This is a genomic window from Flavobacterium collinsii (assembly GCF_902804485.1).
Taxonomy (GTDB): domain Bacteria; phylum Bacteroidota; class Bacteroidia; order Flavobacteriales; family Flavobacteriaceae; genus Flavobacterium; species Flavobacterium collinsii.
This window is the reverse complement of the sequence record NZ_CADCST010000047.1, coordinates 10328-26700: the sequence shown is the minus strand read 5'-3', so window position 1 is coordinate 26700 and position 16373 is coordinate 10328. Positions and strand designations below refer to the sequence as shown.

The following is a 16373-nucleotide window of genomic DNA, read 5'->3' as shown; positions in this document are numbered from 1 at the left end:
ATTGAATTCATGTTGTATTTATTTGTGTATTAGAAATGGAATTTTCAGCGATAGAATAATATTTCTGCCAGCCTCAGGAAGTTCTATTAACCTGTAAAAGCTGGTATGATTAAGATATTTTGTATTGAATAGGTTTTGAACCTGAAGACTTAGAATAAAATCTTGCTGTCCGGCTTTTAGTTGGGTTCCCATGGCAAGATTAAAGACGTTGCTGCTTGCTGTTTTCCTTTCCGGCGGAACAATTTGGTTCTGTTCGGCGGTAAAACGATAATCAAGGGAGAAATAGGTTCCTTTTAAGTTTTTTATTTCCGGATTGTACGTAACACCAAACAAAACAGAAGGGGGAGGAGAGAAAGGCAATGTATATCCTTTTTTATCCCCCGACATTTGCTCGCTATAAAGGTATTCCGCCAGGATTTCACCACTTAAATTTTTTAGAAACTGGTACCGCACTTGTAATTCACCACCATAACGCAGGACTTTACTTTGCTCATATTCAAAAACCTGATTGCCTGCTCCATAATAAATGTCATGTTGCGAAGTTGGATTGAGATAAATGTAATTAGAGAAATAATTTAAGAATGGACTCAACTGCACGGACCATTTGTTTTCCTGCCATTCCATACCAAGATCTAACTGATAAGAACGTTCGGGAGATAAATTGGCATTGCCTTTTTCAAATCTGAAATAATGATAATTAACACCATTTGAAGCCAGTTCTTTTGCAATTGGCATTCTGAAACTCGTTCCCAGATTGGCTTTTAAAGACCATTGCCCCGGAGTATAATTAACACCCGCAGACCAGTTGAAACTCTGAAAAGTTCGGGTCAGCTCTTGCGAGCGCTTTAAATATTCGGAAGTAGTTTGTCCATTTTCAGTGACTTCACTTAGAAACCAGTCGGTGTATTGTTTCATTTTGATTCTGCCGTAGTCCAGTCGTATGGCAGCATGAAGCAGCCATAATTCGCTAAGTTGAATTTTATCATACACAAACGCTCCTGCATTGAATTGTTTGAAAGCGGGAATTAAAAAACTCCAGCCGTTAATACTATTTTGTTGTTGTTCGGCATTAATTCCTGCGGTGAATTGATGATTTTGAATGGTAAATTCATCTTTTAGAGCAGCAGAAAACACTTCTTTATCGTATTGTCTTTCTAAATCTTTCGGAGCATACATATCAACAGGATATAGTGGTGGCATATATCCATGATTGACATAATGACTCCGTTCACGACGGAAATTTTTTTGAAATCCCAATTGCGTTTCCAGACGATGTGAACCCAGGGTAAAGGAAGTTGTATTACTGATTTTCGTATGAGTAACTTCCTGAAAAGGCATGAGGATATCTCTGCTCGAGCGATCATGAAGTTGGGTATCTACATTTCGGGGTTCGAGTCCGTGTGCGTTGGCAAAAAAGCCACTTTTGGTATAAATGTTACTGAAATATAAAACCGATTTGAACTTATCAGAGACATATCCGGTACTGGCGTGCACATCGAGTTCGCGCCCTGCCGTATTGCGTAAGTGATTTTTGTATAATGGAACGGCATAATTATAAACATGCACCGTATCGGTCGGAACGCGATAATCTCCGTATTCCATAGCGGTAATTCGGGTGTCAAAGAACCAGTTTTCATTCCGTCCGTAGAGGTTCATCGATCCTCCAAATTGCGCATTATTGCTTTTGCCTGTAAAATTAGCACTTCCGCCTAGAACATGCTGGGCAGGAAAGGGAACTGGCTGTATGTTTATGGCACCTCCAATTGCATCAGAACCGTACATAAACGATGAAGGACCTTTGATAATTGCCAGACGGTTTACCGCATACTGATCGATTTCTAAACCATGATCGGCGCCCCATTGCTGGCCTTCATGTTTGATGCCGTTTTCGACCACAATAACCTGATTGAAACTGAGTCCGCGAATTAGTGGTTTTGAACCTCCTGAACCTATAGAAATGGTTTTAATTCCCGGAAGTCTTTGTAAAGACTGCATCAGACTTCCTCCAAGATTCCGTTGGATAAAACTGCTGTTTACAATTTCAAGATTCAGTGACTCCTGTTTTTTGCGTTTTGTTTCGTAACCTTCACTAATCACAACTTCCAGTAATTCATTTACTTCCGGTTTTAAAAAAATGTCAGGAAGCGCAATAGTGTTTTGGTCTATAGAAAGAGGCATTTCATAAAAAGAATACCCGGAATAAGTAATCGTTAACCGTTTTGTATTTTTAGGAACCTGATTCAAAAAGAATTGCCCTTTTTTGTTGGTAACAGTGCTTATATGAGCCGGATAAAGAGTAACGACAGCACTTTCTAAAGGCTTTCGCTCTTTAGAAAATACACTGCCGGAAACACGAACAGATTGCGCTGCAGCTTTTGTAACCACAACCAAAGCAAAACAAAAGAGCAGCAGACAATACGTTCGCAAGGGACTGGAATTATAATTGTTCATTAAAATCAACTTATAAAATTTTAATGCTTAAGCCTTTAATCGTCTGCCAGCCTTCCTTATCCGTTAAACGAATCATGAAATGATAATCTCCCGGGTCAATGTCTGCAGGAATGCTGATTTCCTGAAGAGCCTCATAACTTTTTTGTCCGGAAGGAATCGTAACCGAATTGATGTAAAGCATTGGATTTACCGGTTTTTTGATAGGATCGGCGGTACAGTTCATTACTTCAGTGCTGTGCGTGTGATGGTCAAAATTGTGGTGAATGTCCAGACTGTAAGAACCTAACTGAGCGTTGTCTGTGAATTTTGCTCTAAAAGTAATTTTTTGACCACGGGAAACTGTACTACATTGTATCGGAAATGCATTTGCTGCCGAAATATCAATTACGGGATATTCCGTGTCAATTTCGTCTTTGTCACTGTTACAGGCTGTGAAAATAAAGCCAATCGCCAAAAAGGCCAGAAGAATTTTAGGCGTTTTCATTCGGTTTAATTTGAGTTTAACGGTATTCATATGTAAAAAATGTGGGTTACGGAAGCCTTATTTCGCATAGGAAATAGCAAAAGAATAGCGGTTTTACGACACGGCATTATGTCGCAAAAAGCATTACTTTTATCGGTATGGAGTTCGATAAACTAAAAAGTAAAAAGGTGTGAAGCCAGGCTCAGACAATACCTGATTACAGCTATTGAATTGCGTAGTAGTGGATAATCAATTAACAGCAGTGTGGGCTTTGAATTGATATTTTCAAACAAAAGATCTCATCCGTAAAGAAATGAATCCGCAGTCGGTATCAGTCAAATAGGTTTTTCTAAAGCCGGTAGGGTATAGAAAAGATATAAAATAACAGCTGTCCTGAAAAAGTGATACTTTTTCGGTATTTGAAATATCTAAAACGTATAGAGACACACCATTTCAGAATTGAAATGATTTACTTTTTATCGTTTTAGAAAATAGGTGGTGCTCTAAGGGCAAATAAAGAACCTTTGAAAAAAGGAGTATTGGATTGAGAATAAAAATGTACATAAGGAATTAGCGTACTATTTTTATAAAACTGAAAAGTTACAAAGTTGAAAGTACCAACAGGACTAAATTTAAAATGACAAATGGCACACTCTTCATTGGAGTGATCGTGTACTTTAAATTCGCTTTTATCTGTCTGATAATGTACGGCTGTTTTAGAAGCTGAATTGTGACTTTGAATGTGTTCATATGAATGTATCGCCGGAAATAGTATTGCAAATACTACCACCAACGGCATCAAAAGATTTATAAATTTAAATTCCTTTTTCATTCTAATGAATCCATAACTTATAGGACAATGGAATACAAATATAGAATTCTTATTTGTAAATGCAACATTGTTTCATTAAAAAAATAAAGAAAAAATTAGAAAGATAAATCTGAAATAAAGAATGAGTCTGATTTTTTGTATCAGCTCAGGGAACGAGTAACCACATTACTATTGTTTGTGATTTCCCGTCCCTTGAATTGACAAATGAATTTGAAGTAACTATTGTAAATGGTATAGTCTGATTAGTGTGATACCGCTTTAAGTCCGATAATAGAACTTACCAGGGTAAAAAGAAAAAACAATCTCCAGAAGGCAGCAGGTTCTTTAAAAACAAAAATTCCCATCAGCACTGTTCCAACAGCGCCAATTCCGGTCCAGACCGCATAAGCTGTTCCAATAGGAAGGGTTTCGGTAGCTTTAATCAAAAGCAGCATGCTTACAGTTAGTGATACAAAAAAGCCTGTGTACCATAAGTAAACATCGGTACCAGTTGCCTCTTTGGCTTTTCCGAGACAGGTTGCAAAAGCGACTTCAAAAAGTCCCGCAATAATTAGAATAATCCAGTTCATAATTGTTAAAATTTTATAGGGCAAAGTTCCTTTAACTCCAGCAATAAAAATTTAACATATGATAAAAAATGAATTTATTTTAACTCGGCTCTTATTCTGCTTAGGCTTACTTGTGTAATGCCAAGATAGGAAGCGATATGTCCTAATTGAATTCTTTGAATCAGTTCGGGATGGTATTTCATCAGTTCCAGATAACGGTCAGTTGCGTTTCTGAATTGTCTTGAAATTAAGCGTTCTTCGGTTTTAATAAGTTCCTGTTCGGCAAATTTTCTGCCCCAGTTAGCAATATTGATATCGGTTTCAAACAACTGCTGAAGGTGTTCTTTCTTTAATTCGTAGAGCTCACAGTCTTCCAGAAGCTCTATCGTTTCATAACCTTTTTGCTCTTCGACATAACTTTTCATCGAAAGAGCAGTTTGTCCTTCTTTTCCGAACCAAAAAGTAATTTCACTATCATTCTCATCAACATAGGCCCGTACGATTCCTTTTTTTATAAAATAGAGCGTGGACTCAACTTTTCCCGCATTTAACAGAATATGTCCTTTGGGATATTTTATCTCATTAATGCCTAGTTTTAATGCATTTTTGGACTCCTCCGGAAGCTGAAATATGTCGTCAAGAATTGTATCGATGTCCATTGTTGTGAGATGTAAAATGTAAAATGTGAGATGTGAAATGTAAAATGTAAACTAAATCGAAACCTTAGATTTTAGCCTGCTTAGTGTTTCCTGCGAAATATTAATGTACGAAGCTACAATTTTATTGGGAAGTCGTTTTACAATTGCCGGATTAATTTTAAGCAACTGACTGTATCTTTCTAAGGCATCCATAGTGGTAAAGGACATCAGTCTGTTGGTATTATTTACATAGGCTTTTTCTAAATAGGAACAATAAAATTCCCGCCATTGCGGAATAATGATCATCAAATGATTAAAATCGTCATGACTGATGTATAATAATTCCGACTTCTCAATAACCTGAATGTATTCTGTTGAAGGCATTTTGGTGATAAAACTGACCAAAGCCGTAGCAATTTGGTTTTCGAATGCAATATAACGGGTAACATCTTTTCCTTCTTCATTGATAAAGTAGATTCTCAAACAGCCTTTACTCACAAAATAAGTATGCTGACTGGTCTGTCCCGCCGAAAGCAACAATTCATTTTTGCCTTGTTTTAAAGGTTTAAAATAAGATAAAATAGTATCGAGATTTTCCTCAGAAACAGCAATACGATTTTTTATATAAGCACCAAGTTGTTCGTACGGCATTTAGATAATTAGATAATTAGGTAATTAGAAAATTAGTTATTGGGTAATCAACCATTAACCATCAACAATTAAAAATAGTCTTTTACAAATTTTCGGTAGTAAATGATATCTTCTATCGATAATACTACCAAATCGTGTTGTACTGCAAAGCTAATGATTTTGTCCAGTTTGGCCATGGTTCCGTCTTCGTTCATTAGTTCGCATAAAACGGCTTCGGGCTGTAAACCCGCCAGTTTCATTAAATCGACACTGCCTTCAGTGTGTCCGTTTCGTTCAAGAACTCCATTGTTTTTGGCTCGTAATGGGAAAATATGTCCGGGTCTTGCCAAATCCGAAGCCTTAGCATTTGGTGCACATGCTGTTTTAATGGTAGTAATTCGATCTGCTGCCGAAACTCCGGTGGTTACTCCTTCTTTTGCTTCGATCGTGATCGTAAAAGGAGTCTGGAAACTACTGGTATTTTCTTTTACCATATAAGGTAATTCAAGCTGATCTGCTTTTTCATTGGTCAGGCACAGGCAAACGATTCCGCTGCATTCGCGTATCATCATGGCCATGTTTTGTACGTTGATATGTTGTGCCGAAAAAATTAAATCGCCTTCGTTTTCCCGGTTTTCGTCGTCGGTTAGTAAAATTCCTTTTCCGTTTCGCAGTTGCTGTAGGGCATTTTCGACACGTTCAATGCTGGTTAAACCAAATTTTTCTAAAGGATAAGGTAATGTAGTGATCATTTTTATGTGAGTTTTTTGAATTAAAGAGCAGCAAAGCTAGCCTTGTTTCAAACGCAAAAGTTTGATATAGGTCAATAAAATCAGCAACTATCCAATAAACCGTAAAGGTTTTTAAAACTTGTTGGATTTTATTTCCGGGAAGGAGGCAAACATACTCCTAATTATCATGTTTTTAGATAACTTGATTAACGATTGGTAGTGATTTAATGTTGTGAATATGAGTTGTTTAAGGTGTTTTTTATTAACACCGATTTAATAATCTCATTGTAAAAGGTAAGACTTTTTTGAATTAAATTTATTGTCCGTTTTTAAATATTAAAAATACGTAACTGTTTGTTATTTAGATTTTTATAAGTAATTAATGTTTAACCCTAAATTGAAATCACCATGAACGAAGAAATGAATGCAACTGTGAATGAGAATCAAGGTCTTTTTTTGAACAATAATTTAGAAGAATCTTCCCTTAATATTGTCAGGAAGATGGAAGAAATTTTTAAAAAGTATCCCGAAAAAATAGCAATTATTGACGACATTGAAAAAATCACCTACAAAGAACTTAATGAACAAACGAATCAATTGGCTCATTATTTGAGAGAAAGAGGGATTACACAAAATGGAGTGGTTGGGGTTTGTATTCCGCAATCGGTTGATCGGATTATTGCTTTTTTGGCAATTTTAAAAACAGGTGCGGCTTATCTTCCTATTGACGGAGAATTGCCGGAGTCCCGCATACAAATGATGATCGAAGACTCGGAAATAGATGTGATGTTAACGGTCGAACAGTATTTGAATAAAGTTTACAACAATACCAACGAAAGTATTGCCCTGGATTTTTTGTTTCAAAATGAGGATTACAAAAAGAGCTCCAAAGCCGATTTTGAAATTTCTATTGCACCCGAAAGCCCTGCTTATATTATTTATACTTCGGGAAGTACGGGATTACCCAAAGGAGTTATTATTGGCCATGAGTCTTTTTACAATTTTGTTGAATATCAATCAGCTGTCTTGCGATTGTCTACAGCAAGTACAACACTGCAATTTGCTTCTCCAAGTTTTGATGCCGCGGTTATCGACATCTGGACACCTTTGATTAAAGGCGCAACGATGTATTTGTATCCCAATAACAAAATTGTTGGCGAACCTCTTTTAGATTTTATAGTCAGGCAAAATATAGATACTATTCCATTACTACCACCTATGGTACTGGCTTCACTGCCAGTGAACAGGCCTATTGGAAACCTAAAAACGATTGCTATAGGAGGTGAGGCTTGTAGTGAGGCTACTATTAAATTCTGGTACAAAAAGATTCGGCTTATCAATAGTTATGGTCCCACGGAAGCTACCGTTGCTGTTACAAATTATGAATTTAGAGAAGAAACCAATCCCAGAATTATTGGAGCTGCGATGCCACTTGCTCATTTATTTATTCTGGACGGAGATTTAAAACCGGTGAAAGAAGGTTCGGTTGGAGAACTTTATATTGGCGGACCGCAATTGGCTTTAGGTTACCTGAACCGTCCGGAGGATACTAAAAAAGCTTTTGTAAAGGCTCCTGAATGGCTTACAAATGATTTAGAGGAAAGACAAATAATCTACAAAACGGGAGATTTAGTTCTGAAAAGGTCTGATGGAAACTTAGAGTTCTATGGACGAAAAGACGATCAGGTCAAAATTAGAGGCTACCGAATTGAATTGGGTGAAATCGAACATCATATGGCAAAGCTTCCACAGATCTCTAAGGCAGCGATAAAAGTCCATCGCAAAGAGAATGGTCTTCCCGCTCTGATTGCTTTTATACAATTGATGACCGCACACGATGACGAAATACAATCACTGCAACACATAAGAGCAAAACTGCAACAGGTTATGCCGGTATATATGTTGCCCGATAAAATTATTGTGATCGATAAAATGCCGCTGACACATGCCGGAAAAATTGATAAATTATTATTGGAAATTCCCGAAAATCATCCTCACAACAAAGCAGTTGCGAAACGCAAGACAGGCAATCTTCCCGAAATGGTAAAAGACATCTGGAAAAGTTTACTTGCTATAGATGAGATTGACGACGACGACGACTTTTTTGAGTTAGGCGGACATTCTTTACTTCTGACACAACTTCATGTACTGCTTCCTGAACCCGTTAAAAATTGCATCAGTCTTCCGGAGCTTTACATTTTTAAGACCGTTTCGACCTTTGTACAAGAAGTTGAAAAAAGAATGCAGGAAACCGAAATTTCTCAACAGAAGAGAGCCGGGCTGATGGTTGATGAATTAATTGGCGACTCAGAATTGCATATTGATTTTGATATAAAGGAAATACCGGATGCTGCGGTGCTGGCTAATCCGAAACGTATTTTTTTAACAGGCGTTACCGGCTTTGTTGGATCGCATTTGTTAGAAGAACTTTTGCATAATACCGCTGCTGAAATATATTGTCTGGTACGGGCTTTGTCTCCCGAAAGCGGATTGGAAAGAATTAAAACGACATTTGATAAATTTAAATTGACATGGCTTCCAGGATATAACGATCGGGTAGTGGCTATGACAGGGGATTTGTCATTGCCTCAGTTTGGAATGACGGTGAATGACTATTCTTTTATTGCACAACAAATCGACCTTATTTATCATTCCGGAAGTTCTGTGAGTTATGTACAGCCGTATTCTTTAATAAAAAAATCAAACATCGACGGTTTGCATACTATAATTGAGCTTGCCGTAAAAGAAAAGGTAAAATATCTGATACTTTTATCTTCAATGGGTGTTTTTAGCTGGGGAAGGTCTTTTACCCAAAAAACATGGATGTATGAAGATGATACGATCGACCAGAATATGGCCGCTGTCTCCCGCGATTTGGGATATATTAAAAGCAAATGGGTGATGGAAAGTATTGCCGAAAAAGCACGGGCAAAAGGGCTGCCAATTATCAATTTCAGACTTGGTTTCGCTGTATGTCACAGTACCTCGGGAGCGACAGTACTAAATCAGTGGTGGGGGGCATTAATCAGAAGCTGTGTTAAACTCAAATCTTTTCCGCTGGTAATGGGGTTAAAAGATGAACTCACAACAGTAGACTATATGTGTAAAGCCATCACACATATTAGTAAAAAGAAAGAAGCAGTTGGTTTAAATTTCCATCTGTCTCCTTTGGCTGAAAATGATGTATCTCTCACCGATTTTTGTGCTAAAATGAACGAATATTATACTACAGATTTAGAAGGAATGGAGTATCATAAGTGGCTAAACCAATGGAAACATGACAGTAGTTTGCCAATTTATCCTTTATTGAGTTTGTTTACCGAAGACGTACATGAAGGAAAATCACTGGTTGAAGCCTATGAAAATACCTATTATTATGACAGAAGTAATACGAGACATTTTTTATCGGACGCGAATTTAAAACCACCGGTTTTTGATAAAAAATTAATGACTCCCTACTTAAAATTTATGGGAGTGTTGTAGACAGCTATTAGAATGTTGATAAGCCCGACAGATTTTTTTGAATCCTGTCGGGTTTCTTCGTTTTAAACCTTTTAGAGCTTCTCATATTTCAGCATAGCCCGCAGTTTTAATTGCGGGGTACATTAGTAAGATGTTTTGTATTGCGTTCCTGCAGTTGAAACTGCAGGTTATATTCGGATTATTGGATCGTATAAGATCTTTAGTTTTATGTATTAAATTGGTGGTAACAAACAAGATGATTAGTTAGTTTGAAGACAGTGCTTTTATATTGGCAATATTCTAAACCTGTAGCGTTTACTTCTTCTCATATTTCAGCATAGCCCGCAGTTTCAACTGCGGGATACATTAGTAAGATGTTTTACATTGTGTTCCTGCGGTTGAAACCGCAGACAATGTTTGGATACTTCATAATAAAAAAACAAGTTTTTATAATATTTAAAGTAATTGCTCCAATGAAATGACTTGATAATTAAAAAAAAGTGTTTTATAGAATGATATTATTTCAAACCCCGACCGGTTATTTTGACCCTTTGGGCTTGTTTTTTTAGAAAAAATTAACACTTTTAAGATTTTATAAACAGTATTTTTGTGTGGCTTATAGTACAAGAATAAGCTTATGATTACCATTTATTACGTAGATGGCACCACTTATTACGTCAATCTACCTCTTGTAACAAGTAGGGTGTGAACCCACAGCTGTAAGGCTAACTTTGTATAAAATTTCCAAGGTGCAACAGCACGCAAATTTTAATCTATATAAAATCCACTAAGAATGATTACAAATATTAGATTATTTCGGTTATTATTTATTTTATTGTGTGTATTGCCTATTGCAGTGCAGGCTCAGTATAATTTAAGGGCAACAGCAACAGCTGCCTCCTGCTTTGGCGGTTCAATCACTATTACGGCTGATAATGTCAGTGGGGATATAACGTATTATATTTATAATGATGTTGACTATTTAGAAAGCAGTAGCAATGTAATTTCAAATGTAAATCCAGGGAATTATTTCTATGGTTTTTTCAAGAACGATTTTACGGAGTACGACGAATCCATTGAAGAAATTACCGTAGGTAGTAGTCCATGTACCGGAGTTGGTATTACGGCTGTTAGTGAGGACGCAAGTTGCCCGGGTAGCGGGAAAATCACCGTTTCGATTACTAATTTGCCAGGCACTATTACTTATGCTATTGCAAAAATGCCTTATTTGGAAGCTAATGTTATAACAAGCAGTAGCCCTGTTTTTGCCAATTTAGATGTTGGGAATTATGTTTTTGGGTATTATGATGGTACAACCTTTATTAAGAGCCCGGCAACTATTAGTATTGTCGCATCTTATTCCACCTCTTCACCCACCATTAGGAATGTCGCAGCAAGAAATTATACGTATTGCCCTGGAGATTTGCCTTCATTTGGTGAAATTACCGGAATTGTGGGAGGCGGGAATAGCATTTATACGGTAACTTTAACAAAGGTATCAGATAATAGCGAAGTGAGCTCTGTCGTGGGGTGCAATGGTTGTAGTTTTAGCTTTAAAAATGTACTTCCGGGTGATTATAATTTAAAAGCTGTTGACAGATGTGGTACGGTTGTTTTTTATCCCGTAGCAGTTAATCTTCCTGCAAATGTACCAGTGCCAGCTAACAGTGTAATAAACTTTACGGCAGGTTTTCCTAAGGGAACCATAGTTTACAACGACCCCGCTAATCCTTGTTCGGGTATTAGCAAAGCCACGATTAAACTCACCGATTTGGTTACAAATACCTACAGAGATAGTGGTGCTTATTTTGGGAGCATGACACCATCTTTTGCGCCCGGTTTTACACCTAAATTTGTCTACAAGCTTGAAATTCAAAACGGATCTAATTGGGAAGTATACGATAATTTATCCTGGTCTAATCCGGATTTATCTACCGACTTTGATTTGCCTGCGGATCGTTCTAAATGGGGATTGGTGCGATTAACTGCAAGTGCGTGCGGTGTATCCAAGACATTGACACTGTTTTACGGCAGTTCTTCATTTGGAAAAGATTTTCCTTTTGACACGGCTAGTTTCTATTTTTTAAACGATCCTGCATATAAAGATTGTGCGAGTACCGGAAAAGTTAGATTGGATGTGAGGCCAGGTGGAGGATGTGGCCCTTATACCCTTGAAGTAACAGAGATGGATTCCGGTACTATAACGACTTATAGTAGTGGTAGTACTTTTGATGCCTTATTATCTGTCGGGAAAATATATAACTTTAAAATCACTGATGCTAAAGGTGTCGAACCGCCAATTTATATTTATCAAAATAATACCACATCGGCAGTTAAACAGCCAATCTTAAACAATGCTAAAAATATATTGATAGATCCGGCTTACTTTACTCCTGCGACTAAGGATCGTAGAGGTTCTGTTCTATTTTACAAGGGACCTAGTGGGAAATATTTTGGAAAATCAGCATTAATGGCTAAAATTATCTACAGAGACCCAGCATTTCCGGCAAGCTCTGGATTAGAAGGGACCGCAACGATAACTCTGGAGAGTGGTCCTTCGACTCTGGACATAAACAAAGATCAATACGGGAGATTTGGGTTAGGAAATAATTTGGCACCCGGAACCTACAAAATAAGAGTACAGGATTCTGACTGTTTTAACGAACTATATGATGTGGTATTAGACAGTTATTTTACCAATGTTGAATTTACCACCGTGTCTTCTGTACCTTCTATTACAGATTGTGATCGTTACGTTAAATCTGCGAAAGTTAACGTTTCCTATGTGGGCAATGCAATGGCAGACAAAGAATTGATGGAGTTTTACACAACTGATTATTTATTTTATGTTCGTACTGTAACGGGGCCCGTAATAAGCAGTGCAAATGATGAAGCTTACCCAATGTATGATTACCGAAAAAATGCAATCAGAGGAGGAATTAGTAATATGGTTTATGCCCCGGAAGTAGCCGGGAATTATGTAATAGGATTGTATACTGCATTTGAAGGAGTTGCAAAACCCATTACGGCTTCGCTGGAAGTAAAATCGAATTTCCCCGTTTTTGATTTAAAAGCCTCAGGAGGAATTGTCTGTACCGGAAATACTACTGGTGATCTATATGTGAAAGTAGATAATGTAGATGGTACCGAAACTTATTTTATTAAGAAAGATACAGATGCAGTTTTTCCCGCCACTGGCCAGCAATCTTCGATATTTACCGGCTTAACGGCTGGTAACTATGTGGTAAAAGTAAAAATAGGTTGTTATGAAGTAGAACAACCTCTAACTCTAAGACCACCATTAAACAATCTCGTTTCGGGTACTCCAAGTTTTTGCGAGGGAGGGAGTCTGTCACTTACTTTGGCTCCTACAGTACCTCTTAGCAATGTAAACTGGACAGCACCAAATGGAAAGGTTTACAACACTAGAGACTTAAAACTTGATAATTTAACAACAACAGATGCTGGTGTATATAAGGTTGAAGCAAACACGCAAGGAGGCTGTAATTTTTTTGAGTTTGTTACTGTTACGATGAACCAAGTGCAGGAACCGACTGGAGCTGCAAACCAGGAATTTTGTAAAGCAAATAATGTTACCGTGGCTAGTTTGACAACCAACGAAACAGGCGTAATCTGGTACGATGCCGCAACTGGAGGGAATATAATCGCTTCGACAACTGTTTTAGAAAATAATAAGGTTTATTATGGATCTCTGAAAATAGGAACTTGCGAGAGTCCAACACGTTTAGCTGTAACAGTTACTTTGAGCGATCCTCAGACTCCAACAGGAATTGCAACGCAGGAGTTTTGTAAAATTGATAATAAAAAAGTTTCTGATTTAGTTACAACAGAATCAGGAGTGATATGGTATGATGCTGCGACAGCAGGAACTGCAATCGCTTCAACAACAGTTTTAGAAAATAATAAAGTGTATTACGGTTCGCTAAAAGCGGGCGTTTGCGAGAGCCCAACACGTTTAGCTGTAACAGTTACTTTGAGCGATCCTCAAACTCCAACAGGAATTGCAACGCAGGAGTTTTGTAAAATTGATAATAAAAAAGTTTCTGATTTAGTTACAACAGAATCAGGAGTGACTTGGTATGATGCTGCGACAGCAGGAACTGCAATCGCTTCAACGACAGCACTAGAAAATAATAAGGTTTATTATGGTTCTCTAAAAACAGGAACGTGTGAAAGTCCAACAAGATTGGCTGTAACGGTTACTTTGAGTGATCCTCAAACTCCTATAGGAATTGCAACGCAGAAGTTTTGTAAAGCAAGCAATGCAACTGTTTCTGATTTAGTTACAACAGAATCAGGAGTGACATGGTATGATGCTGCGACAGCAGGAAATATAATCGCGTCAACAACAGCATTAGAAAATAATAAGGTTTATTATGGTTCTCTAAAAGCCGGAACGTGTGAAAGTCCAACACGTTTAGCTGTAACGGTTACTTTGAGTGATCCTCAAACTCCTATAGGAATTGCAACGCAGAAGTTTTGTAAAGCAAGCAATGCAACTGTTGCTGATTTAGTTACAACAGAATCAGGAGTGACATGGTATGATGCTGCGACAGCAGGAACTGCAATCGCCTCAACAACAGCATTAGAAAATAATAAAGTGTATTACGGTTCTCTAAAAGCTGGAACGTGTGAAAGTCCAACAAGATTGGCTGTAACGGTTACTTTGAGCGATCCGCAAACTCCAACGGGACCTGCAAAACAAGAATTTTGTAAAGTAAATAATAATACCGTTGCTGATTTAGCGACTACTGAATCGGGAGTGACTTGGTATGATGCTGTAACTGGAGGAAATATAATCGCTTCAACAAGTGCTTTGGAAAATAATAAGATTTACTACGGTTCTTTAAAAGCAGGAAATTGTGAAAGTGCAATACGATTTGCGGTAAAAGTAATTTTAAAAAGTGATTTGACAGAACCGGCTCCCAATTGGAACTCTGTAGCTTATATTTCTGACAAAATAACCTATAGCTTATTAGATGGAATGTCTTCCTATAATTGGTTAGTTTCTAAAGAGGGTACTATAGTTGCTGGTGGTCAGCCAACAGACAATTATATAACTGTTGAATGGAATAGTGCCGGGAAAGCAACGATACAAGCCGACTATATGGATTTTTCGAAATGTAATCCTTTGGTGTCTGTGAATTTTTCTGTGACAGTTAATCTTTTTTCGGATACTGTTTCGTCGGATATTGGTTTAAAAAAGACAGTAGATAATGCCACACCAGATGTGGGACAACAGGTAGTTTTTACGATTACAGCAGAGAATCTAAGAACAAATGAGGTTAAAGACATAATCATTAGCGAAAAACTTCCCTCAGGATATGAGTATGTTACATCAAAAGTTTCTTCGGGAAATTATAATGCTGGCAACGGTATTTGGACATTGCCCATATTACAGATACACGAAGATCAAACTCTTACGATCATAGCAAAAGTGAAAGGATCGGGCGATTATCTGAATATAGCCTATTTAAAAGCTTCAAATCCCGTAGATAACAATGAAGCAAATAATAGAGCAGAAGCTTCGGTTACCGCTCAGGGTGTGATTGTTTACAATGCGATTTCGCCTGATGGAGATGGTTTGAACGATTATTTTAAAATTGACGGATTGGATAAGTACCCCAATAATACAGTAGAAATTTTTAATAGAGGTGGCGTTCAGATCTTCAAGACTAGTAATTATGGAAGTAATGCCAATGTTTTTCGAGGAATTTCAGAAGGGAGAGTTACAATCGATAAACAACGCGGAGTACCAACGGGAACTTACTTCTATGTTCTTCGATATGAAGCACATGGTACAATGAACGAAAAAAGCGGGTATCTCTATGTTAAAAATTAAGAGAGAAGTCATCTTTTCTTCTAAATCCGACAGGTCTTAAGACCTGTCGGTTTTTTTTTTAACCTTTTGTATCTTCTCATATTTCAACATAGCCAGCAGTTTCAACTGCGGGGTGCATTAGTTAGGTATTTTGCATTGCGTTCCTGCGGTTAAAACCGCAGGTTATATTTTGATTATTAGGTAGTATAAGATCTCTATTTCTATGTGTCAAATTGGTTTTGAGAATCAGGATGCTTAGATAAATTGAAAATAATCTTTTGAATCTTCTCATATTTCAACATAGCCAGCAGTTTCAACTGCGGGATGCATTAGTTAGGTATTTTGCATTGCGTTCCTGCGGTTAAAACCACAGGTTATATTTTGATTATTAGGTAGTATAAGATCTCTATTTCTATGTGTCAAATTAGTTTTGAGAATCAGGATGATTAGATAAATTGAAAATAACCTTTTGAATCTTCTCATATTTCAACATAGCCCGCAGTTTCAACTGCGGGATGCATTAGTTAGGGTATTTTGCATTGCGTTCCTGCGGTTAAAACCGCAGGTTATATCCGGATTATTTGATCGAATAAGATCTCTATTTCTATGTGTCAAATTGGTTTTGACAATCAGGATGATTAGATAAATTGAAAATAATCTTTTGAATCTTCTCATATTTCAACATAGCCCGCAGTTTCAACTGCGGGGTGGATTAGTTAGGGTGTTTTGTATTGTGTTCCTGCGGTTGAAACTACAGGTTATCTTCGGATTATTTG

The 16373-nt window shown here is 37.3% G+C and carries 9 protein-coding genes; 2 read left to right on the top strand and 7 right to left on the bottom strand.

What is annotated here, in order from left to right; translation table 11 throughout:
* Positions 1–18 precede the first annotated feature (18 nt).
* The 7 genes from FLA105534_RS01090 to ribB form a co-directional block, all read right to left on the bottom strand.
* Positions 19–2451, bottom strand: a complete 2433-nt coding sequence (locus tag FLA105534_RS01090) for a TonB-dependent receptor (protein WP_246253144.1) — start codon at positions 2449–2451, stop codon at positions 19–21.
* A gap of 10 nt (positions 2452–2461) precedes the next feature.
* Positions 2462–2935, bottom strand: coding sequence for a DUF4625 domain-containing protein (locus FLA105534_RS01085; RefSeq protein ID WP_246253143.1), 474 nt, complete (start codon positions 2933–2935; stop codon positions 2462–2464).
* Positions 2936–3398: 463 nt separating this feature from the next.
* Positions 3399–3746: a hypothetical protein gene (locus tag FLA105534_RS01080; protein ID WP_173964199.1), complete on the bottom strand. Its 348-nt coding sequence runs from the start codon at positions 3744–3746 to the stop codon at positions 3399–3401.
* A gap of 242 nt (positions 3747–3988) precedes the next feature.
* Positions 3989–4315: a DMT family transporter gene (locus FLA105534_RS01075; protein ID WP_173964198.1), complete on the bottom strand. Its 327-nt coding sequence runs from the start codon at positions 4313–4315 to the stop codon at positions 3989–3991.
* A 74-nt stretch (positions 4316–4389) separates the two neighbouring features.
* Positions 4390–4953 carry a Crp/Fnr family transcriptional regulator gene (locus FLA105534_RS01070; protein ID WP_173964197.1) on the bottom strand — a complete coding sequence of 188 codons (564 nt, stop codon included), beginning with the start codon at positions 4951–4953 and terminating at the stop codon, positions 4390–4392.
* 51 nt (positions 4954–5004) lie between these two features.
* Positions 5005–5583, bottom strand: coding sequence for a Crp/Fnr family transcriptional regulator (locus tag FLA105534_RS01065; protein WP_173964196.1), 579 nt, complete (start codon positions 5581–5583; stop codon positions 5005–5007).
* Positions 5584–5651: 68 nt separating this feature from the next.
* A complete protein-coding gene (gene ribB, locus FLA105534_RS01060) occupies positions 5652–6314 on the bottom strand; it encodes a 3,4-dihydroxy-2-butanone-4-phosphate synthase (RefSeq protein WP_173964195.1) in 663 nt (220 codons plus the stop codon).
* 387 nt (positions 6315–6701) lie between these two features.
* Here ribB and FLA105534_RS01055 point away from each other — a divergent pair, with 387 nt between their 5' ends.
* On the top strand, positions 6702–9776 hold the full coding sequence (locus tag FLA105534_RS01055) for a non-ribosomal peptide synthetase (protein WP_246253141.1): 3075 nt from the start codon (positions 6702–6704) through the stop codon (positions 9774–9776).
* Between the two features lie 772 nt (positions 9777–10548).
* Positions 10549–15618, top strand: coding sequence for an Ig-like domain-containing protein (locus FLA105534_RS01050; RefSeq protein WP_173964194.1), 5070 nt, complete (start codon positions 10549–10551; stop codon positions 15616–15618).
* Positions 15619–16373 lie beyond the last annotated feature (755 nt).